Source organism: Clostridium ihumii AP5 (genome assembly GCF_000612845.1).
GTDB classification, from domain to species: Bacteria; Bacillota; Clostridia; order Clostridiales; family Clostridiaceae; genus Clostridium_J; species Clostridium_J ihumii.
In genome coordinates this window covers 105,756-128,883 of the sequence record NZ_CCAT010000043.1, presented here as the reverse complement: position 1 = coordinate 128,883, position 23,128 = coordinate 105,756, and the positions used below count along the sequence as shown (strand labels likewise).

The 23,128-nt window shown below is 26.5% G+C and carries 18 protein-coding genes, 1 pseudogene and 1 other annotated feature; of the genes and pseudogenes, 9 read left to right on the top strand and 10 right to left on the bottom strand.

The genetic code is table 11. The annotated features are described in order from the left end of the window. Positions 1 to 4 precede the first annotated feature (4 nt). From BN346_RS06425 to BN346_RS06410, 4 genes are all read right to left on the bottom strand, one after another. Complete coding sequence (locus BN346_RS06425; protein WP_040327316.1) at positions 5 to 226, bottom strand: FeoA family protein; 222 nt, start codon at positions 224 to 226, stop codon at positions 5 to 7. Positions 227 to 253: 27 nt separating this feature from the next. Next, complete coding sequence (locus tag BN346_RS06420; protein ID WP_040327315.1) at positions 254 to 514, bottom strand: FeoC-like transcriptional regulator; 261 nt, start codon at positions 512 to 514, stop codon at positions 254 to 256. A 428-nt stretch (positions 515 to 942) separates the two neighbouring features. Next, the gene (thrS, locus tag BN346_RS06415; RefSeq protein ID WP_040327314.1) at positions 943 to 2,862 is read right to left on the bottom strand and encodes a threonine--tRNA ligase; all 1,920 of its coding nucleotides are present in this window, start codon (positions 2,860 to 2,862) and stop codon (positions 943 to 945) included. 234 nt (positions 2,863 to 3,096) lie between these two features. Beyond that, positions 3,097 to 3,320 (bottom strand) — a binding site (T-box leader). A gap of 922 nt (positions 3,321 to 4,242) precedes the next feature. Beyond that, positions 4,243 to 5,016 (bottom strand): YaaA family protein, encoded by a 774-nt coding sequence (locus BN346_RS06410; protein ID WP_040327313.1) that lies wholly within the window; start codon positions 5,014 to 5,016, stop codon positions 4,243 to 4,245. A 196-nt stretch (positions 5,017 to 5,212) separates the two neighbouring features. Between BN346_RS06410 and BN346_RS06405 the strand changes: the two genes are divergently transcribed. Beyond that, positions 5,213 to 5,677, top strand: a complete 465-nt coding sequence (locus BN346_RS06405; RefSeq protein WP_040327312.1) for a peroxiredoxin — start codon at positions 5,213 to 5,215, stop codon at positions 5,675 to 5,677. A gap of 75 nt (positions 5,678 to 5,752) precedes the next feature. Here BN346_RS06405 and BN346_RS21155 read toward each other — a convergent pair whose 3' ends face one another. The 3 genes from BN346_RS21155 to purB form a co-directional block, all read right to left on the bottom strand. After that, a complete protein-coding gene (locus BN346_RS21155; RefSeq protein ID WP_081770938.1) occupies positions 5,753 to 7,249 on the bottom strand; it encodes a S41 family peptidase in 1,497 nt (498 codons plus the stop codon). Between the two features lie 73 nt (positions 7,250 to 7,322). Beyond that, the gene (locus BN346_RS21150; RefSeq protein WP_051540120.1) at positions 7,323 to 8,840 is read right to left on the bottom strand and encodes a S41 family peptidase; all 1,518 of its coding nucleotides are present in this window, start codon (positions 8,838 to 8,840) and stop codon (positions 7,323 to 7,325) included. A 733-nt stretch (positions 8,841 to 9,573) separates the two neighbouring features. After that, positions 9,574 to 11,004 carry an adenylosuccinate lyase gene (gene purB, locus BN346_RS06390; RefSeq protein ID WP_040327311.1) on the bottom strand — a complete coding sequence of 477 codons (1,431 nt, stop codon included), beginning with the start codon at positions 11,002 to 11,004 and terminating at the stop codon, positions 9,574 to 9,576. A gap of 605 nt (positions 11,005 to 11,609) precedes the next feature. Here purB and BN346_RS06385 point away from each other — a divergent pair. Continuing rightward, positions 11,610 to 11,855 (top strand): DUF378 domain-containing protein, encoded by a 246-nt coding sequence (locus BN346_RS06385; protein WP_040327310.1) that lies wholly within the window; start codon positions 11,610 to 11,612, stop codon positions 11,853 to 11,855. A gap of 41 nt (positions 11,856 to 11,896) precedes the next feature. Here BN346_RS06385 and BN346_RS06380 read toward each other — a convergent pair whose 3' ends face one another. The 3 genes from BN346_RS06380 to BN346_RS06370 form a co-directional block, all read right to left on the bottom strand. Further along, entirely contained in the window at positions 11,897 to 13,261 is a 1,365-nt protein-coding gene (locus tag BN346_RS06380) for an MATE family efflux transporter (RefSeq protein ID WP_040327309.1), read from the bottom strand. Positions 13,262 to 13,532: 271 nt separating this feature from the next. Further along, entirely contained in the window at positions 13,533 to 14,450 is a 918-nt protein-coding gene (locus tag BN346_RS06375; protein ID WP_040327308.1) for a pseudouridine-5'-phosphate glycosidase, read from the bottom strand. Between the two features lie 4 nt (positions 14,451 to 14,454). After that, positions 14,455 to 15,543, bottom strand: coding sequence for a PfkB family carbohydrate kinase (locus BN346_RS06370; protein WP_040327307.1), 1,089 nt, complete (start codon positions 15,541 to 15,543; stop codon positions 14,455 to 14,457). Positions 15,544 to 16,969: 1,426 nt separating this feature from the next. Here BN346_RS06370 and rsxC point away from each other — a divergent pair. The 7 genes and pseudogenes from rsxC (at position 16,970) to BN346_RS06335 (ending at position 23,116) form a co-directional block, all read left to right on the top strand. Beyond that, a complete protein-coding gene (gene rsxC, locus BN346_RS21330; protein WP_040327306.1) occupies positions 16,970 to 18,286 on the top strand; it encodes an electron transport complex subunit RsxC in 1,317 nt (438 codons plus the stop codon). 15 nt (positions 18,287 to 18,301) lie between these two features. After that, positions 18,302 to 19,243: an RnfABCDGE type electron transport complex subunit D gene (locus tag BN346_RS21325; RefSeq protein WP_040327305.1), complete on the top strand. Its 942-nt coding sequence runs from the start codon at positions 18,302 to 18,304 to the stop codon at positions 19,241 to 19,243. Then, positions 19,244 to 19,804 (top strand): RnfABCDGE type electron transport complex subunit G, encoded by a 561-nt coding sequence (locus BN346_RS06355; RefSeq protein ID WP_051540118.1) that lies wholly within the window; start codon positions 19,244 to 19,246, stop codon positions 19,802 to 19,804. It abuts the gene before it with no gap. 2 nt (positions 19,805 to 19,806) lie between these two features. Then, positions 19,807 to 20,424 (top strand): electron transport complex subunit RsxE, encoded by a 618-nt coding sequence (gene rsxE / locus BN346_RS06350; protein ID WP_040327304.1) that lies wholly within the window; start codon positions 19,807 to 19,809, stop codon positions 20,422 to 20,424. Between the two features lie 20 nt (positions 20,425 to 20,444). Then, the gene (gene rsxA / locus BN346_RS06345) at positions 20,445 to 21,020 is read left to right on the top strand and encodes an electron transport complex subunit RsxA (protein ID WP_040327303.1); all 576 of its coding nucleotides are present in this window, start codon (positions 20,445 to 20,447) and stop codon (positions 21,018 to 21,020) included. A gap of 18 nt (positions 21,021 to 21,038) precedes the next feature. Then, a pseudogene (locus tag BN346_RS06340) lies at positions 21,039 to 21,842 on the top strand (RnfABCDGE type electron transport complex subunit B); the annotation flags it as partial. An 854-nt stretch (positions 21,843 to 22,696) separates the two neighbouring features. Then, the gene (locus BN346_RS06335) at positions 22,697 to 23,116 is read left to right on the top strand and encodes a SoxR reducing system RseC family protein (RefSeq protein ID WP_040327302.1); all 420 of its coding nucleotides are present in this window, start codon (positions 22,697 to 22,699) and stop codon (positions 23,114 to 23,116) included. Positions 23,117 to 23,128 lie beyond the last annotated feature (12 nt).

The window sequence follows — 23,128 nt, the reverse complement described above, 5'->3', positions numbered from 1 at the left end:
CCTCTTATTCTCCACTAATTACTTTAGCCTCATTTTTTCTAAGAGTTAACTTATATCCTCTTACTAAAACTTCTAATGGATCGCCCATTGGTGCTTTACCTGTAACTTCAATTTCAACACCTGGAGTAATACCCATATCTAGTAATTTTCTTCTTACTGCACTATCTCTTTCAATATTTTTTACTTTTATCTTATCTCCAATATTTAGTTTATCTAATGTATTCATAATTTTACCTCCCATTTTATACATTGTTTATAATGACTTGTTTAATAACTTTATTCCCTTTTCTGTTATCTCCCAATCAATTTTATCATTTAGTTTTTTAGTACTACATCCACAAGTACATTTTTCACACATAGTCCTATCACAAGTTATTTTTTTTATGTAACCCATACTTATTAATCTTGATTTTAAATCATCTATAATAGGTTCTGGAATAGATAATCCTTTAGATATTGCTTTAGTCGAAAAATTTCCTTCTTTATGGAGAAATTCTAATACCTTATATAACACATTTGCACCTCTTTTCTCCTCAATAGTTAAATTATATTTTTATTTCCATATTTAAACTACAAAATTATATTATCATATTTATTTTTTAATTGCAAGTGATTATCAATAATATTTATTTATCATTTTCAAAAGACTTCATTTATCAATCTGGAATCATTCTATATATCTTGTTAAACAATAAATTTTCTCCTATCTATAATTTATAGGCTTCCAAGCTCAAATTCAAAGTAATGTCTTTCTCAAATAATACTATTAAGCCTACAGTTTATTCTATTATCATGTTGAGAACCAATTAAAAAGTAAGATTGAATAGTGATAGTGAATAGAATAATTTTTAAAGTTACAAACTTTTATATAATAAAAAAACAGTTTAAATAAAATGCAATTTTAAACATTTATTTAAACTGCTTTATATATTTTTTATAAAATTATAAATTTATAGTTTTATCATCAATTTCAGCTTTTATATCTTTTATAAATTCATCTAGGTTTTTAGAACCTTCATCTCCATTTTTTCTACTTCTAAGAGAAATATTGTTACCTTCTTCCTCTTTTTCACCTATAACAATCATATAAGGTATTCTTTCATTTCTAGCTTCTCTAATCTTATAGCCTATCTTTTCATCTCTATTATCTATAGCTACTCTTATATTATTATCTTTTAAAGCTTTTACTATTTCTTCTGAATACTCATTAAATTTATTTGATATAGGTAATACTTTAACTTGAACTGGAGCTAACCATACTGGGAATTTTCCCGCAAAGTGTTCTATTAAAATTCCTATAAATCTTTCAATACTTCCAAGAACAACTCTGTGAATAACTATAGGTCTATGTTTTTCTCCATCACTACCTATATAGCTAAGTTCAAATCTTTGAGGAAGTTGAAAATCTAATTGAATAGTTCCACATTGCCAAGTTCTTCCTAAACTATCTTCAAGATGAAAATCTATCTTAGGTCCATAAAAAGCACCATCACCTTCATTTATTTTATACTCAATCTTTTCTTCGTTTAATGCTTCACTTAAAGAAGCCTCTGCAAGATTCCATTCTTTATCACTACCCATAGAATTTTCAGGTCTTGTTGAAAGTTCCACATTATATTTAAATCCAAACTGAGAATAAACTTTATCAATAAGTCTTATAACATCTTTAATTTCTGACTTTATTTGTTCAGGCAACATAAATATATGTGCATCATCTTGTGTAAAAGCTCTAACCCTCATAAGTCCATGAAGTGCACCTGAAAGCTCATGTCTATGAACTCTTCCAAGTTCAGCAACTCTCAATGGTAAATCTCTATATGAATGTGATTCAGATTTATAAACAAGCATTCCCCCTGGACAATTCATAGGTTTTAATGCAAATTCTTCATCATCTATTTTAGAAGTATACATATTTTCTTTATAATGATACCAATGTCCTGAAGTTTCCCAAAGTTTTTTATTAAGCATTATAGGTGTTTCTATTTCAACATAATTATTTTCCTTGTGAACTTGTCTCCAAAAATCTATTAAAGTATTTTTTAAAACAACACCATTTGGTAAGAAAAATGGAAATCCTGGGCCTTCATCCATAACTGTAAATATTTTAAGTTCTTTTCCAAGTTTTCTATGATCTCTTTTTTTAGCTTCTTCTAAATTTTTTAAATATTTTTCTAATGATTTTTTATCTTCAAATGCAGTACCATAAATTCTTTGTAGCATTTTATTTTTTTCGCTACCTCTCCAATAGGCTCCTGCCACACTTAAAAGTTTAAATGCTTTTATATATTTTGTTGAAGGTATATGCGGTCCTCTACAAAGATCAATAAAATCTCCTTGTTTATATAAAGATATATTTTGACCTTCTTCTAAATCTTCTATAAGCTCTATTTTATATGGTTCTACTTTGTTTCTCATAAGATTTAATGCTTCTTCTCTTGAAACATCAATTCTTTCAAATTTTAAATCTTCATCTATTATTTTGTTCATTTCTAATTCTATTTTTTCTAAATCTTCTTCTGAAAAAGTTTCATTTGCATCAAAATCATAATAAAATCCATTAGCAATAGATGGTCCTATAGCTAATTTTGCATCATTATAAAGTCTTTTCACAGCTTGTGCCATAACGTGAGTTGTTGAATGTCTTAAAACATCAATTGCTTCTTCATCTTCATAAGTTAAAATTTCAACTTTATCGTCATTTTTTAATAAATAACTTAAATCAACTAATATTTCATTTACTCTTCCCACTATAGCATTCTTTGCAAGCTTATTACTGATTGACTTTGCAAGATCGTATATACTCATATTTTCTTCTATTTCTTTTATTGAATTATCTTTAAGTTTTATATTAATATTTTTCATAAAATTCTCCTCCAATATACTATTTTTTTAAATTACTTTAATTTTAAAATTCACATTCTTTTGTTGATTATGAATTTTCTTTTTCCAATATTTTGTTTAATATTATTTATTTGATTCCATGTATTTTAAAACATTATATTAAAAACTAGTTTTTCTTTAACTTTTAAAAATTAAAAAATTAAATTAAATCATATAAAATTCCAAATTTGAGTATAAAAAAAACATCCATCCCGATCTTGGGACGAATGTTACACTTCGTGGTTCCACCCAAATTGAATTTTAAATTCAATTCTTCTCATCTTAATAACGGCATCTAACCGATGGCATTTCACTAAACAGTTACTAAACCATAGCTCCAGGGTAGTTTTCTTATAGACATATTTAGAAATACTCTCAGCTAATAATATTTCTTCTCTTTAAACTGTACTCTACAATACTCTTCCTATCATAGCATATTTAATCTTAAATTTAATAAATCTTTGTGCACAAAGTTAAGTATAGATAAATCGCAATTACTCATCTATATTTTTAGTTATATTACCATAATAAAATTAATTTGTAAATATGTTACCGCATTTTTTTATAAAAATTTAGCTATTTTCTAAAATTTTTTTACATTTTTATAGTTTTCTAAGCTAAAGTTTTAATTTATACATTTATCATTTAATAATCTTAAATTTGTATTTAATTTCTAGTTTTTTATTTAAAACCAGTTGAAAATTTAAAAGTAATATATTTAAATGTCGCTAGGCAAGAATGAATTCTCTACTACAAAGGTTTGGACTTTCAATTTAATTTCTATTTCCTTCGTAGCGGAGACTTTAGTCTTGACGGTAATGTATCCTTGCTAAATTTTATTGGTTTTATCTTTAAATATACTAATCAACAAGAGGGACAGACATATCATAGGCTAATTATCTTTTTATAATTAATAACCATTTAAAGAGAGATATTTATCACGACAAGTAGAGTCAGTCCCTAACAGATCACAAATTGAAAATAATATGTACAAGTAACGTTTTGCAAGAATGAATTCTCGCCTACATAGATTGATACAATTTCGCCTTTTTCCCTCGTAGCTGAGGTTTTAGTCTTGGCGGTAATGTATCCTTGCTAGATTTTATTAGTTTTATCTTTAAATATACTAATCAACAAGAGGGACAGACATATCATAGGCTGATTATCTTTTTATAATTAATAACCATTTTAAGAGATATATTTATCACGACAAGTAGAGTCAGTCACTAACAGATTACAAATTGAAAATAATATGTACAAGTAACGTTTTGCAAGAATGAATTCTTGCCTACATAGATTGATACAATTTCGCCTTTTTCCCTCGTAGCTGAGGTTTTAACCTTGGCTATCTTTGATTTGAATTTAAATATTTCTAGTAAAAATTAAATTTTCATCATTACTTAACTCTACGTTTAAAACATATTCATCTTCATTAAATTTTTTTATTTCATTTAATTTATCTATTTTATTTTGAATAATATATCTAGTCATTTTCCCTCTTGCTTTTTTAGAATACATACTTATAGATTTTAATTTTCCATTTTTATTCTCTTTAAAATCAATATTTATAACTTTAAATTTACTATTTATTTCTTTTAAATTTAAAACTTTACTATATTCACTAGATGCTAAATTAATTAAAATTTTGTCTCCACTACTTTTACCTATATCATCTATTATGTACTCTGTTAGTGATTCTCTCCAATAGCCATATAAATTATCAGCTAAATTATTTTTAAGTTTTGTACCCATTTCTAATCTATATTCCTTAATCTTATCTAAAGGTCTAATTATTCCATATAGTCCTGATAATATTCTCAAATTATCTTGTGAAAAATCAATATCTTCCCCTTTTAGATTATCAGCTTCTAATCCCTTATATAGTTCTCCATTAAAAGCTAGTATTCCATACATTTCTTTAACATTCTCATCATAAAACTTTTCATATCTATAATAATTTGTTTTTGCTAAATTTAAAGACATATTCATTAAAGTGGCTAATTCATCTATTGTATAATTTTTAAGTATCTCTATAATTTCCTTTGTTTTCTTATGAAAAATCAACTCAGAATTATCTATTTTTAAATCTATAAAATCCTCCCTAAAAGTTTTAGCTGGAGATATAATTGTTATCATAAAATCACCTTATTTCTAATTAAAATTTCAATTTAATTTTATCACATCTCTTTACAAATAGTAAATATTATTGGATAATAATTATTAAAGATGTGTTTTATTTTTAAGAATAAATATAAATTTTTATCAAATACTTTTATAGGTGAATTTAAAACCCTATATAATATAAATATATAAAGAAATGAGGATTTTTAAAATGGATAATTTAAATTTAACTGAAGGAATTAAAGCTCCTGACTTTTCATTAATAGGATCTGATAAAAAAGAACATAAATTAAGTGATTACTTAGGAAAGAAAGTAATATTATATTTCTATCCAAGAGACAATACACCTGGATGTACTAAAGAAGCTATAGCTTTTAAAGATTCATTTCAAGAGTTTATTGACAAGAACACAATTATTCTTGGTGTAAGTCGTGATTCACTTGCATCTCATGATAAATTTATAACTAAACATGAACTTCCTTTTATTTTACTTTCTGATGAAAATGAAGAAGTGTGTAAATTATATGATGTTCTAAAAGAAAAGAATTTATATGGTAAAAAATCTATAGGTATAGAAAGAAGTACATTTATAATTAACGAAGAAGGAATTATATGTAAAATTTACAGAAAAGTAAAAGTTGCTAATCATATCGAAACTATTAAATGTGATTTATAAAATTTAAGTTTTTAAATTAAAACCGGGGCTTTAACCCCGGTATTCTATTTTTAATTTATATATAGACTTCTTTTCTTATTTTAATTCACTCATTAGTTTTGTATACACTGTATCATATTTACTTCTTTCAATTTCACTAAGCCCTGAGTTTAAAAATTCTATATAATCATCAAAATCCTGTTCAATATATAAATCAGGCTCTGTATGGACTTCTTCATTTACAGTACCATCACTATTTATTCCAAATGTATGTGAAATTTGTATGGGTATCTTGCTATTTGGAAGCATTGTTGATATTGGTGTTGTTCCTAGACCATCTCCACCAGTAGTAATTCCTACAATCTTTGCAAACTTAGTGTTTTTAATTATATCTACAAAGTGTTCTGATGCAGAATAAACACTATCATCAACTAATACATAGATATCTCCCTTGAATTTTATTGAATCTTCATGTGGCATAATAATTTCAGGTTGCTTAAATATTCTAAAATCATCTAAGTTATAACTATTTTTGGGAAGCTGAGATTTATCTATTTCTTCCTGTTTTGTCATATCATAATCTATTTTTGAAAAGAAATTTTTCTCCATAAATTCTGTATTTTTATAACAATCATATACGTATTTAGATATAATCTTATCAGTTAAAATTGAAATTAGAAAATTCCCATATCCATTGTTTCCACCACAATTACCTCTAATATCTATAACAATATTATCTATATTTTTACATTTTTGTAGCAGAAAATCTTTTATAATAAGTTCATCAGTCTCCATATATTCAGTAGCAAAACTTCTAATTTTTATATATGCTGTTTTTTCATTGCTTGTAATATTTGTATAAACATTAGCAGCTTTTAAAGAATTAAAATATTCTTCACTATACCATCTTATTGCATCTTCATTTGTTAATTCATAGTTAATTTTCCCTTTAAATCTTCTTCCATTAAATTCAAATTCAATATTATCTATATGATTATGTTTATTCAAAGTTGTTTGATCAAAAGTATAATATAAATTTCTTTTGTAATCTTTTAGTAAATAATATGTTTCTTTATTATTTTGCAAATAATCACTAACACTTTTACCATTAAATTTTGTAATAATACTTCCTTTGGGTATATCTTTATTTTTTGACTTAATAACAACATATTTTCCCTGAACATATTTCCACTTTATACTTGGAATATATAGTATTTTTAAATACTCTTCTTTCCAATAATTAAGCTTTTCTAATGCATTTTTTTCTATTAAATTATTACAATCCAAGCATACATTGCTATGAGCATTTTGTAAAAACATCATTGTACTGCTTACATTCTTTATAAATTCAGCATCATTTCTAGATTTTGAAATCTTTTTAATAAATTTTTCTTTTGAATCTAAAAAATTATAATTTAATGTTTTTTCTTTCACTTCAAAATATGGATAATTATCTTCTAAAAAATTTAATAAATATACTGCATCTTCTTTATAAGTTTTATATTGATTGTATCTTTTAACTCCATAGAATCCACCTACAATTACAAATATGCAAATAAGTATTGCAAAACTTTTCTTAACTCTCCCCCTCATAAACCTCTCCCCCTCAAGTTTTTGAACAATTAACAATTAAAATTTTATTTACATTTTTAAGTAATCTTATTATTTATTTTAATTCACTCATTAGTTTTCTATATACTGTATCATATTTACTTCTTTCAATTTCACTAAGCCCTGAGTTTAAAAATTCTATATAATCATTAAAATCCTGTTCAATATATAAATCAGACTCTGTATGAACTTCTTCATCTATTCTACCATCACTATTTACTCCAAGCGTAGATGCAATTTGAACAGGTAATTTACTATTTGGAAGAAATGTTGATATAGGTTCTGGTCCTAAACCATCTCCACCAGTAGTAATTCCTACAATCTTTGCAGACTTAGTTTTTTTAATCATATTAGTAAAATATTCTGATGCAGAATAAACATTATCATCAACTAATACATAGATGTAACCCTTAAATTTTATTGAATCTTCATGTGGCATAATAATACGAGATTGCTTAAATATTCTATACTTTTCCAAATTATAATTATTTTCTGGAAGCTGTGATTTATCTATCTCATTTTCATTAAAAATTGTATAATCTACTTTTGAAAAATAATTTTCATCCATAAACTTTGTATTTTTATAACATTGGTAAAAAGTATTTTCTATATTCCTATCAGTTAAAATTGAAATTAAAAATTCTCCATATGAATTACTTCCACCAGAATTCCTTCTAATATCTATAACAATATTATCTACATTTTCACATTCTTTTAGCAGAAAATTCTTTAAACTCAATTTATCATTTTCCATATATTCAGTAGAAAAACTTTTAATTTTTACATATGCTGTTTTCCCATTATTTACAATATCTGTATCAATATTAATTCCACTTGAATTTACTCCAAAATTATTAGAAAATCCTCCAGAATACCATTTTAGTAAATCATCATTTATCAATTCATAATTAATTCTTCTGTTAAACTTTTTCCCATTATATTCAAATTCAATATTATCTCTAAAATTATCTAATTTAAAACTACCATCTTCTGAAGTATAATATAAATTTCTTTTATAATCCTTTAATAAATAATATTTATCTTTATTATTTTTTAAGTAATCACTAACGCTTTTACCGTTAAATTTTGTAATAATACTACCTTTGGGTATATCTTTATTTTTTGACTTAATAATAACATATTTTCCTTTAATATATTTCCATTTAGCATCAGGAATATATATGTTTTTTAACAGTTTTTCATTCCAATATCTAGTCTTTTCTAATGCATCTTTATCATTACTTTCTTTTAGAATATCTGAATTACAACCTATGCGGCTATGAGCATTTTGTAAAAACATCATTGTACTACTTACATTTTTTATAAATTCAGCATCATTTCTAGATTTTGAAATCTTTTTAATAAATTTTTCTTTTGAATCTAAAAAATTATAATTTAATGTTTTTTCTTTCACTTCAAAATATGGATAATTATCTTCTAAAAAATTTAATAAATATACTGCATCTTCTTTATAAGTTTTATATTGATTGTATCTTTTAACTCCATAGAATCCACCTACAATTACAAAGATGCAAATAAGTATTGCAAAACTTTTCTTAACTTTTCCCCTCATTAAATACCTCCTAAGTTGTTTAAGTACTTTGTACTTAAATAACATCTACAATAATTTATTTGTATACTAAATAAAATTACCATAGTACTTTATCATAAAAAATATCATACCCTGTAATACATATAACAATGATTATATTTGATTTGAATTTATACTTAAGCATTTCAACACATTTATATGTTTTCCCTTTCTTTATCCTGACTTAATTTTTAAAATTTATATTAACTTTATAAGAACTAATAATTCTAAAGATCAACTTGGAACCCTATATTTGATTTGATTTTACTTATATAAAGTTGAAATGTTACTTTTAAATAATAACGTAGTTTTGCAAGGTTAAAACCTCGCCTACATAGATTAATACAATTTCTCTTTTTTCTTTCGTATATGAGGTTTTAACTTTTAAGGCCTTTAATTCGAATATAAGTTTTAAAAATAATTTATATATATAACGTTTTGCAAGAATGAATTCCCGCCTACAAAGGTTGGGACTTTTAATTTAATTTCTATTTCCTTCGTAGCTGAGACTTTAGTCTTTTCAGTCTTTGATACGTATATAAATTTACAGTTAATATATTTAAATGACATTTTGCAAGGTTAAAACCTCGCCTACATAGATTAATACAATTTATCTTTTTTCATTCGTAGTTGAGATTTTAATCTTGGTAGTATTTAATTTGGATGCAAAAAAAGAACTCCTAAGAATTAATTCTTAGGAGTATTTTTTATAATTTTAAACATTAATTTCAGATTTTTCACCTAAAAGCTCTTTGTTGTTTTCTAATATAGGATTAACATATTCATTCATAAAGTCTTCTACTTGTCCTGGTGCTCTTCCTATAAAGTTTTTAGGATCTATTATTGATAATATTTCTTCTTTTGATAGAGGGAATGCATTGTCATTTATGATTCTTTCAATTAAATCATTACTTTCCCCTTCTTCTTTAACTCTTCTAGCTGCATCCATAGAGTGTATTCTTATTCTTTCATGTAATTCTTGTCTATCTCCACCTCTTTTTACAGCTTCCATTAATATGTTTTCAGTAGCCATAAATGGTAATTCACTATTTACATGTGATGCTATAACCTTTGGATATACAACCATATTTTCACTTACATTTAAATATAAATTTAACACTCCATCTAATGCTAAAAATGCTTCTGATACAGCAATTCTCTTATTAGCAGAGTCATCTAAAGTTCTTTCAAACCATTGTGTTCCTGCTGTTATTGCAGGATTTAAAGAATTAACTATTATATATCTTGCAAGCGCTCCTATTCTTTCACTTCTCATAGGATTTCTCTTGTAAGCCATAGCTGAAGATCCTATTTGATTTTTTTCAAAAGGTTCTTCCATTTCTTTCATATTTTGAAGTATTCTTAAGTCATTACTAAACTTATATGCACTTTGTGCAATTTCTGATAATGTATTTAATATTATAGAATCTACTTTTCTTGAATATGTTTGACCTGTCACAGGGAAAGATTTTTTAAAGCCCATTTTTTCACAAACCATTTTATCAAGTTCTTTAACTTTTGATTCATCATTGTTAAATAACGCCATAAAACTTGCTTGTGTTCCTGTTGTACCTTTAACACCTCTAAATTTCATACTATCTATTACGAAATCTAAATTTTCAAGATCCATAACAAGCTCATTCATCCAAAGTGTAGCTCTTTTTCCTACTGTTGTAAGTTGAGCTGGTTGTAAATGCGTAAATCCTAATGTAGGCATATCTTTATAGTTTAAAGCAAATCTTCCTAAATTATTTATAACATTTATAACTTTTTTTCTTATTAATAATAAAGCTTCTCTCATTACTATAAGGTCTGTATTATCACCTACATAACAACTTGTTGCACCTAAATGAATTATACCCTTTGCACTTGGTGCAGCAAGTCCATAAGCATATACATGACTCATTACATCATGTCTTATTTCTTTTTCTTTCTTTTCTGCTGCTTCAAAATCTATATTATCTATATTTGCTCTAAGTTCTTCAACTTGCTCTTTTGTTATATTTATTCCTAATTCATTTTCAGCTTCAGCAAGTGCAACCCAAAGTTTTCTCCAAGTTCTAAATTTCATATCATCTGAAAATATGTAAGACATCTCTTTTGATGAATATCTCTTATTAAATGGTGAGTTATATAAATTTCTCATATCTTCCTCCGTAAATTAACTAGTTTTTATTGTTTATATTTCATATTATAGCATATGTTTATCAAAAAAGTAATACTAATTTTCGTGTTTTTAGTTTTTTATTGAATTTTTAAATCACTTATTTTATATTGTTCTAAATTCTATATTTTATTTATAATATAGGGTTCCGAGTTCAAATTTAAAATAATGTCTTTCTCAAATGATACTACTAATCTTATAGTTTATTCTATTATAATGTCTGGAACCAATTAACAATTAACAGTTAGCAATTAACAATGATGGTTAATATTATTCACTTTGTTCTTAATATTTATGAATAGAATTCCATAAAAACTATGTTTTTATATTGTTTTCAAACTAATTTGCTTAGCAAATTATCATAAAAATTGATTTATAAAATCTTATTAATTTATGTTTTATTTATACTTCAAATAAAATTAATATAATATTTATCCATAAAAGTTAATTTTGAAAAGTAAATTCCACATTATAATATTCTTACTAATCATAGTTTTAATATTTAATTTTATAAAGTTCTAATAATATCTAATATATCATATATTTTCTATAAGATATATAAAAAAAATATATGGGGGGTAAAACATATGTATCATCTAAATTTATTGGACAAAATCTCTTTGATTCTTGTTATAATAGGTGGAATTAACTGGGGACTACTAGGAATACTTAATTTTAACTTAATAACTACTATTTTTTCAGTTTTCCCTGAAACAACAGGAATGATTTTATCTAGATTTGTTTACATTATAGTTGGACTAGCTGCTGCTAATTTAATAAAGCTTATAGTTACTTGTATAGGTGGAAAAAATTCTTTTTCTAAAGAACTATAAAATAAAAAATAAGTCTAATGATAAATTAGACTTATTTTTTATCACTTCATATTATCTACTAAATTGCTTATCCATAACTTTGATTTAAATCTTTTATAACCAAAAACTACTTTAACAAACTCTTGAATATATACTAACGCCACTACTATATATATAGGAAGCTTTAATACCATAGAACCAATTATTGCTAACGGAACTCCAATTATCCATATACCACTCATTTCAATAATAAATGAACGTTTTATATCTCCACCACTTCTTAAAATTCCAACTATTATAACACTTGTAAGCATTCTAAATGGAGTTATAAATGCAAATATTTTAAGTATAACTTTAGCATCATGTATTATATTTGGTGACACTTTATACATAGAAACTATAATATTTGAACTTATAAAAAGTAATGCTCCAGTTATACATCCTATAATGAATGTTATTTTTATAAATTTCATACCATATATTTGTGCTTTTTCTTCATTTCCGCGACCTATTTCATTTCCAAGCATTACAGAACAAGCATTAGCTAAACCAAAACCAGCTACTATAAATATATTTTGTACAGTGTTGGCTATTTGATACGTTGCAACTGCATCTGTGCTTATGTATGCATATATTACAGCATATATAGTCATTCCAATTGACCATAATATTTCATTTACAACTACTGGTGAAATTGTTTTTATAACAGTTTTGAAAAATTCTTTACTAAAAGATAAAAATTCTGATACTTTTCCAGCTATTGCATTTTTCCTTTTATAAGTGATTATTATTACAAGTGCCATTTCTACAATTCTAGCAATTAATGTAGCTATTGCTGCACCTTCTATTCCTAACTTTGGAAAACCTCCAATTCCAAATATTAAAAAAGCATTCAATACCGTATTACAAGCAAGTGCTATAGCACTTGTTATCATTGGCAGCTTAGCTTCACCAATCCCTCTACAAGAAAATGAAAAAGCATAACTTATTGCAGTAATAATATAACTAAAACCTACTATTCTAAGATAATTTCCACCAAGTTCTATAACTTTTAGATCATTAGTAAAAAATTTCATTACAAAATTCGGAGTAAAGGACGCAAATATATTAAATATAAGACCTGAAGCACAACCTAAAACTAAACATATACCCAAAACTTTTCTTACGTTTTCCTTATCTTTTTTACCCCAAAATTGAGCTGTAAATATAGAACATCCACTATTTACACCAAATATAACTAATGAAAATATAAAATAGAATTGATTAGCAAGTCCTACTGCGGCAATCTCATTTGCGCCCAATCTTCCTATCATAATAGTGTCTACCATATTTAAAGATGATGATATTAAGTTTTGTATCATTACAGGTATTGCAATTGTAATCATTTTTTTATAAAACTTTGTGTCATATTTTAAATTATTCTCCATTTAAGTCCCCCTTTAAATAAACAATTTTCAAATTTTTAATTTTTTTTAGTTTTTTAATTCACTATATTGAATATTATCATATATTTTTTTTCACTACTATATAATAGTTTACACAAAACTGAACATCTTTTTATGTAACTATAAAAACTTAGTATTTTCAATACTTATACATATTTCTTTTAAAAGTAAATTTTCTATTAACATAAAAATAAAGCCAACTTCATACTATAATGAAATTGACTTTATTTTTATGTTAATTTAATTATATTTGTTATTGAAGTTTGCTTAATTCAACTGCAAGTCTTGCTCCAACTTTTGCATTGTTATAAACTAATTCTATATTAGCATCTAAGCTCTTTCCTTTAGTTATATCTTTTACTTTTGATAATAAGAATGGAGTTGACTCTTTTCCTCTTATACCTTTTTCATCAGCTTCTTTAACTGCATTTTCTATAGCAGTTGTTATTTCATCATAATCCATTGCAAATTCACTTGGAATTGGATTTGCAACTACTGCTCCACCTTTTAAGTCTAAATCCCATTTAGCTTTTAATGCACTAGCAAGTTCTTCTTCAGACTCAACTTTATAATCAACTTTGAATCCAGATTTTATTGTATAGAATGCTGGTAATTCTGCTGTTTTAAATCCAACTACTGGCACACCATGAGTTTCTAAGTACTCTAATGTTAAACCAATATCTAATATAGATTTACATCCTGCACATACTACTGCTACATTTGTTTTTGCAAGTTCTTCAAGATCTGCTGATATATCAAATGTTTCCTCAGCACCTCTATGTACTCCACCAATTCCACCTGTAGCAAATACTTTTATTCCTGCTAAATTTGCTAATATCATAGTTGATGCAACAGTTGTAGCTCCATCAAGTTTTTTGCTTACTATAAATGGTATGTCTCTTCTGCTTGTTTTTATAACATTTTCAGCCTTACCTAAGTATTCTATTTCTTCATTTGTTAATCCAACTTTTAATTTTCCACCAAGTATTGCTATTGTTGCTGGAATTGCTCCATTATCTCTTATTATTTTTTCCACATTTAAAGCTGTTTCAACATTTCTTGGGTATGGCATTCCGTGTGATATAATTGTAGATTCTAATGCTACTACTGGTTTACCTTCCTCTAATGCTTTTTTTACTTCTTCATTTATTTCTAAATACTTTTCTAACATAAAATTACATCTCCTTTAGTATACTATTTACATTTTCTAAATTAATATTTGGATTTATAGTGTTTTCATGACTTATTGCCATTTTTGAACATCCCATAGCAAAATTTATTGTATCTTCTATGGAATAATCTTTTATATAACTATATACAAGACCTGAAACGAATGCGTCTCCTGCTCCATTAGCATTTACAACTTTAGTTTCAGGTGGTTTAACAAATTTTTCAAAACCATCTGCATCATTATAATATATGCCTTCTTCTCCTAAAGATAAAAATACTCTCTTAACTCCTTTTTCTAAAAAGAAATTACTAACTTTTTTAAAATCATCATTTGAGTTAATTTCTATCCCTGATAACATTTCAGCTTCATATCTATTAGGTTTAATAGTATGAAACTTTCCTATTATATCTTTTACTTTTTTACTTTTTTCAGTAGAAACAGTATCTAAAAAGAACTCTGTTTCCTTAAAATTGTTTACAATATAGTCCATAACATCTTTAGGTATATTAGTATCAATCACTGCTACTCTTGAATTTTCTATTATGTTCCTCTTTTGTTTAATAAAATCAATAGACATATTAGAAAGTATATCCATTTCAGATATAGCAAGATGCATATCGTTAGATGAATCTAGTATAGACATATATACTGAAGAGTTATATCCTTTTAACTTTAAACTGTTTTCAAGGTCTATCCCTATATCTCTACATTCATTTAAAATTTTCATTCCATATATATCATCACCGATAGCTGTAATAAGTTTAGTGTTAACACCTAATCTCACTAAATTTTCTGCTATGTTTCTTCCAACTCCACCTAAGGACATTTTTATATTCCCTATATTAGAGTCTTTATATCTTAATTCATTTTGTGATATTCCAACTATATCTACATTTGCGCCACCAATAACTACTGCAAAATCTTCATCACTTACAATATAACCTTTTCCTTTTATATATCCTTTTTTTATCAAGTTTGTTATATGTACTGCTACAGAAGATCTTGTAATTTTTAGAATATCGCTTAATTCATTTTGTGATATAAGTGGATTACTCTTTATTAAATTTAAAATTTCTTCTTCTCTCTTTGTCATATCTTCACCTATATATTTGCTTATTATCTAAACATTTGTTTACGTTGATTTAATAATAACACCTTTCTTTAATAATTTCAACTACTTATTTTATTTTTTATGTATAATTTTAATATATTTACTTTTACTTACATATACTTAGAATATGAACTGGATAATCTATAGGGTTCCAAGTTTAAATTTAAAGTAATGTATTTCTCAAATGATAGTACTAATCTTACACTTTATTCTATTATCATGTTTGGAACCAATTAACAATTAACAGTTAGCAATTAACAATGATGGTTGATATTAATCACTTCGCTTTTAATATCTAAAAATAGAAATATAAAAAACTAGTTTTTATATTATTTTCAACTAATTTGTTATGCAAATTTAATAAAAAATCATTCTTTTAAATTGAGAATCAGTTAACGATGATGGTAAATATCTCTGGGGATTGAAATCCCAGCTAAAATGTTTTATTTGCACTTCACATAATATTTATCCATAAAAAGTTCATTTTGGAGAATAAATTTCCCACTATAATATTCTTACTAACCATGGTTTTAATATTATATATAACTATTACTTTGAATATTTTATAAAATTTATTTTTTATACTGGTATTTAAATAATTTCATTTTTCAATTTAAAATTCTATAGAATAAATTTAATTTTGTTAATATTTTTCTTTACTTTTTATTTAATATTTTTATATTGTTTAATACCTTTAAATATATGTTAATACCTATATTTACTTTAATATAATTTTAATTTTTCCTAAAATTCATGAAATATTTATCGTTTTTATAATCCTACAAATAAATTACTTATATATTTTGTTACTATAGAATTTAAATTCAAATGAATTTTAATAAATAGTCCTTGTTAAATTATTTTTATATTAATATAAAAATTTATCCCTACATATATATATGTAATTATATCTATAATTTTAATTTTTATATTTTACCTAATGACATTAATTTAATTGTATATTGATTATTTTAAATAATTAATATTATTGTATTTTTATAAGTGAACTTGTATTTTTTATAAAAAATAAAATTTTAGCATTTTAAACATATTTTTTTGTTTTTTTAAAAATTTTTATTAGATTTTTTTCTATTTTTTGTTTAAGTTTACTTTAGCTTTTGTTTTCTAGTAAATTTAAATATTATTTATATGTTTTTTACTTTTTTTGTATTTTTAATACCTTGTCATTTTATAATTAATAGCTAAAGAGTTTTCCTTTTACATTTTTCGTCACAAGTTAATATTATTGATAATTAAAAAAATTACCATTATTTTAACTTTTTATACAATATATTAAATTCAAGGTTTTACAAATTAGTTTATTTGCCTTATAATTTTACTTATACATACACTGAAAAATTTTTTAGGTGTTAAATTTGTTATTTTATAATATTAAAGGAGGGTTATTATGGGACTTTTTAGTTTCAAAGGTGGTATTCACCCACCACATGGGAAACATTTAAGCAAAGATACTGCAATTGAAAGCTTACTTCCCAAAAAAGATCTTATTTTTCCTATGAGTCAACATATAGGTGCACCTTGTGAACCTACTGTAAAAAAGGGAGACAGAGTACTTGTAGGTCAAAAAATCGGACAAGCAACAGGATTTGTTTCAGCTCCAATCCACTGTAGTGTATCTGGTACTGTTAAAGACATTAAACCAGTTCTAACTTCTAGTGGAAAAAAAGTAATGTCTGTTATAGTTGAAAACGACAACTTATATGAAAAAGTAGAAGTTACTCCTCATAAGGACTACAAATCACTTTCTAAAGATCAATTATTAGAAATAATAAAAGAAGGTGGTATCGTAGGTCTTGGTGGTGCATGCTTCCCTACTCATGTAAAACTTGCGCCAAAAACTGAAATAGACACAATTATAATAAACGGAGCAGAATGTGAACCTTATTTAACTTGTGACTATCGATTAATGGTTGAGAAACATTCTGAAATAATTGAAGGTTTAGAAATTCTAAAGCATATGTTTCCAAAAGCTAATATTTATATTGGTATTGAGGATAACAAAAGTGATGCAATATCAATTTTCAATTCTGCTTTAGAAGACACTAAAGGTATTGAAGTTAAATCTTTAAAAACTAAATACCCACAAGGTGCTGAAAAACAACTTATATATGCTACAACTAAAAGAATGGTTCCTACTGGAAAACTTCCAGCAGATGTAGGTTGTATAGTTCAAAACCTTGCAACAGTTTATGCTATACGTAATCTTGTTATAGATGGCATGCCATTAACTGAAAGAATTGTAACCGTTACAGGTGAAGCTATTACTACACCAAAAAATTTACTTGTTAAATTTGGTACTTCATTAACAGAATTAATAGATGCTTGTGGTGGTTTCAAACAAGATCCTGTTAAAGTGCTATCTGGTGGTCCAATGATGGGTATGTCTCTTATTTCTTTAGATATTCCTTCTATTAAAGGAACATCTGGAATACTTGCATTGACTAAAGATATGGCTGACTTATCAGAAGAATCTAGTTGTATAAGATGTGGAAGATGTGTAGAGGCTTGCCCTATGTTCCTTACACCTTATAAATTAAACAGCTATGTTTTAAGAGGAGAGTTTGAAGAATTTGAAAAATTAAATGGATTATCTTGTATAGAATGTGGTGCATGTTCTTACATTTGTCCAGCTAAAAGACACTTAACTCAAAGTTGTCGTGAAGGCAAACGTGTAGTAATGAACAATAGAAAGAAAAGTAAATAATTGAGGTGAATAAATATGTCTGAAAAGTTATTTACAGTATCATCATCTCCTCACATTAAGTCTAAAGAATCTGTTAACACTATAATGAGAGATGTTGTTATTGCTTTAATGCCTGCATTAATCGCAGGAGTTATATATTTAGGTATTGGTGCTCTTACAGTTACTGTTACCTGTGTAGTTTCATGTGTACTTTTTGAATATTTATTTCAAAGATTCACAAAAAGACCTATTAAGATTAAAGATTTAAGTGCTGTTGTTACAGGTATACTTTTAGCTTTCAATCTTCCGCCTACAGCTCCACTTTGGATGTGTGTTGTAGGAAGTGCAGTTGCTGTAATTGTTGTTAAAGCCTTTTTTGGTGGAATTGGACAAAATATAGTAAACCCTGCATTACTTGCAAGAGCATTTTTACTATCTGCTTATCCTGGTCATATGACTAATTGGACTTTAGATGGTAAATCAACTGCTACACCACTTGCTATAGCAAAATATGGTGGTGCTTCAATGCCATCACTTACTGATGTATTCCTTGGAAACGTTGGTGGATGTATTGGTGAAATATCAGCACTTGCCTTACTTATAGGATTTGCTTATTTATTATATAGAAGAGTTATAACTTATCATATTCCTGTAGCTTATATAGGAACTACATTAATCCTTACATTAATATTAGGATTTGTAGGAAGAGATGGTTTCTCTGTACAACAAGCTTTTGTTGAATTATTTTCAGGTGGTTTAATGTTAGGTGCAATCTTCATGGCTACTGATTATACTACTTCTCCTATGACTAAAACAGGACAAGTAATCTTTGGAGTGTGTTGTGGTATCTTAACAGCTGTAATACGTATATTTGGTGGATATGCTGAAGGTGTATCTTATTCAATATTAATTATGAACTTATTTGTACCTATAATAGATAAATATGTTAAGCCACGTGCGTTTGGGGAGGTAAAATAAGTGAAAGAGAATTTAAAATTAGGAATAATACTTCTTATAATAGCAGCTACTGCTGGGCTTATATTATCTGTTGCCCATTCAGTTACTATGAAACCTATTTTAGCTAAAGAAAAAGAAGAAAAGGAATCTGCTATGAAATTAGTTCTTCACGAAGCAGAATCATTTGAAACTGTTAAAATAGATGAATCTGAAGAAGTTCTTGGTGCCGAAGCTGGAATGAAAGATGGTAAGAACATCGGCTACTGTATAAATGTATCAAGTAAAGGATACGGTGGTCCTATCAACATGATGGTTGGTATATCAGAAGACGGAAAAATTGAAGGAGTTAAAATTTTATCATTAAGTGAAACTCCTGGTTTAGGTAGTAAAACTCAAGAACCTGAATTTATTGATCAATTTAAAGATAAACAAGCAGCTGAATTATCTGTAGTTAAAGATAATGCATCTTCTGACAATCAAATACAAGCTGTTTCTGGAGCTACTATAAGTTCAACAGCTGTAACAAATGGCGTTAATAATGCAATTAAATTATTTAACGACACTCTGAAAGGAGGCAAATAATTATGAGTAAATTTAATGAAAGATTAAAAACAGGTTTAATTATAGAAAACCCTGTATTTATACAAGTTTTGGCTATGTGCCCTACTCTTGCAACTACTAATAGTGTTAATAATGCAATCGGTATGGGACTTGCAGCAACAGCAGTTCTTATAGGATCAAATGCTGTTATATCATTACTTAGAAAATGTATACCTGATAAAATCAGAATACCAGCATTCATAGTTATTATTGCTAGTTTCGTTACTTTAATTCAATTTTTAGTACAAGGTTATTTACCAGAGTTATACAAATCTCTAGGATTATTTATTCCACTTATAGTTGTTAACTGTATAATTCTTGGAAGAGCTGAAGCTTATGCTTCTAAAAATAAAGTATCAGATTCTATATTCGATGCTATCGGTATGGGTCTTGGATTTACTTTAGCCTTAGTTATATTAGCCTCTGTAAGAGAAATATTAGGAGCTGGAACATTTGCAGGATTTAGAGTTCTACCTAGTTCTTATGAACCAGCAGGAATCATGCTTTTAGCTCCAGGAGCTTTCATGACTTTAGGAATACTATTAGCTGGATTAAATCAATTTAAAATTTCTAAAGCTAAAAAAGCTAAAAATTCTAAATAGAAGTAGAGAGGTGAACGGATTTGGAACTTTTTGCAATTTTTATAAGTGCATTACTAGTTAATAACGTAATATTATCTAAGTTCTTAGGAATATGTTCATTCCTTGGTGTTTCTAAAAAAACTGAAACTGCTAAAGGTATGGGACTTGCTGTTGTATTCGTTATGATACTAGCTTCAATAATTACTTACATTGTTAATAAATGTATATTAATTCCTTTAGACATTGGCTATTTATCTACACTTGCTTTTGTATTAGTTATAGCTGCGTTAGTTCAATTTGTTGAAATCGTTGTTAAAAAGACTAACCCTAGTCTTTATAAAGCTTTAGGTATATTTTTACCTCTTATAACAACAAACTGTGCTGTTCTTGGAATAGCCGTTTTAAACATGGACAATAACTATAACTTAATTGAAGCAGTTGTTAACTCTGCTGGTGCCGCCCTAGGTTATATGCTTGCTATAGTTTTACTTGCAGGACTTAGAGAAAGAATGGAAGAAAATACTGATATACCAGAAGCATTCAAAGGATTGCCTCTTGCATTAATAACTGCAGGAATTATGGCTATCGCATTCTTTGGATTCAATGGTCTTATATAAGGAGGTATTTTAATGGAAATTAAAGAAATACTATTTCCTGTATTAAGCCTTGGAGGTCTTGGTCTTTTATTTGGTTTATTACTTGGATTTGCTAACGATAAATTTAAAGTTGAGGTAGACGAAAGAATTCCTAAAGTTCGTGAATGTCTACCTGGTGCAAACTGTGGTTCTTGTGGATTTGCTGGTTGTGATGCTTATGCAGAAGCTGTTGTTAATGGTGAAGCTAAGCCTAACCTTTGCAATCCTGGTGGATCTTCTGCTGCTTCAAACATTTCAGAGATTTTAGGAATATCTGTTGAAATGGGAGATCCAGTTGTTGCTTATGTACATTGTAATGGAACATGTAATAATGCAAAAACAAAATCTATATATTATGGTGTAAAAGATTGTAATATGGCTATGAATACACCAGGAGCTGGTAACAAAAGTTGTGACTTTGGTTGCTTAGGTTTTGGTAGTTGCGTTAAAGCTTGTAAATTTGATGCTTTAGAAATAGTTGATGGAGTAGCAAAGGTTAATAAAGATAACTGTGTTGCTTGTGGTGCTTGCGTAAATGCATGCCCTAAGGGAATAATAAGTATTGTTCCTAAAGAAACTAAAGTACTAATTAACTGTAACTCTCATTCAAAAGGCAAAGAAGTTATGGATGCTTGTAGTGTAGGTTGTATTGGTTGTGGACTATGTGCTAAAAATTGTCCTAAAGAAGCTATCACAATGGTTAATAATCTTCCTGTTATAGATTATTCTAAATGTGTAAACTGTGGAATATGTGCTAATAAATGTCCTAAACATTGTATTGAAAACTTACGTAAACCAGTAAACAAAACTACTCCTACTGCGAAAGCTCCAGTAGCTAAAGTTGAAGCTACACCTAATGTTAAGAGTGAAAATAATGTTGAAGCTACAAAATCTACTGAAATTAAATCAGAACCTAAAGATGAAGTGAAAGTAGATATAAATGCTAAAACTAGTGAAGCTGTTGAAGTTAAGGAAATTGAAACTTCTAATGATAAAGAAAATAATTCAACTGAAGTTTCTCATCCTAATGAAGATAAACTAGAAAAATAATTAAACTCTATATTAGAAAAGAAAAACCTTTAGAATATTAAATATTCAAAGGTTTTTCTTTTAAATAAATTAGTATCTTATATATAGGGTTCCAAGCTAAAAAATGAAATTATTAAAATATTAAATGAGAATAGTGGTAGTAAAGGAAACAGTAATTCTTTAAAACGTTATTCATAAAAATTTTAAAGAATGATTTTTTATTAAATTTGCATAGCAAATTAGATTGAAAACAATATAAAAACATAGTTTTATAAAATATCCAAAGTAATAGTGATAGTTACTATTGAAACTATGATTAGTAAGAATATTATGATGGGGAATTTATTCTCCAAAATGAACTTTTTATGGATAAATATTATACTGATTTTATTTGAAGTACAAATAAAACATTGTAGTGGGGATTTCAATCCCTGGGATATTCACCATCACTCTTCACTCTTACTTCTTACTTGGTTCCAAATACAAAATCAGGAACAAACTGTAAACTTAATAGTATCATTTGATAAAAAGATTACTTTAAATTTAAGCTTGAAGCCCTATAATTTTGCTTGCTTTTATAATTTTAAATATTAAAATGTACATAAAGAGTATTAAAGGAGGTTTTATTCTTGGAACAAGATGGTGTTGTAAAAAAAATTAATGGAGATACAGCAGATATAGCATTTATTAAAAAATCAGGTTGTGGTGGAAATTGTGGAAGTTGTAAATCCCCTTGCCCTTCTGATATTATTATAATTCCTGTAAAAAATACTTTAGATGCTAAAGTCGGTGATAAAATAAAAATTTCTGTAGGTAAGGAAGCTTTTTCTAATATGACTTTTTGGGCTTATGTGTTCCCTACTATTATGACTTTAATAGGACTAATTGGAAGTATGTTTTTATTTAAATCCTTAAACTTTAAAAGCTATGAAGTTTTATCTGTTGTAGTTGGAATAATATTTTTAGTTATTTCCTTTTTAATTTCTTCTAAATTAAATAAAAAAGCTAAAGATGGAAGTTATAATTTTAAAATGATAAAAAAATTATAATATATTTTTGTA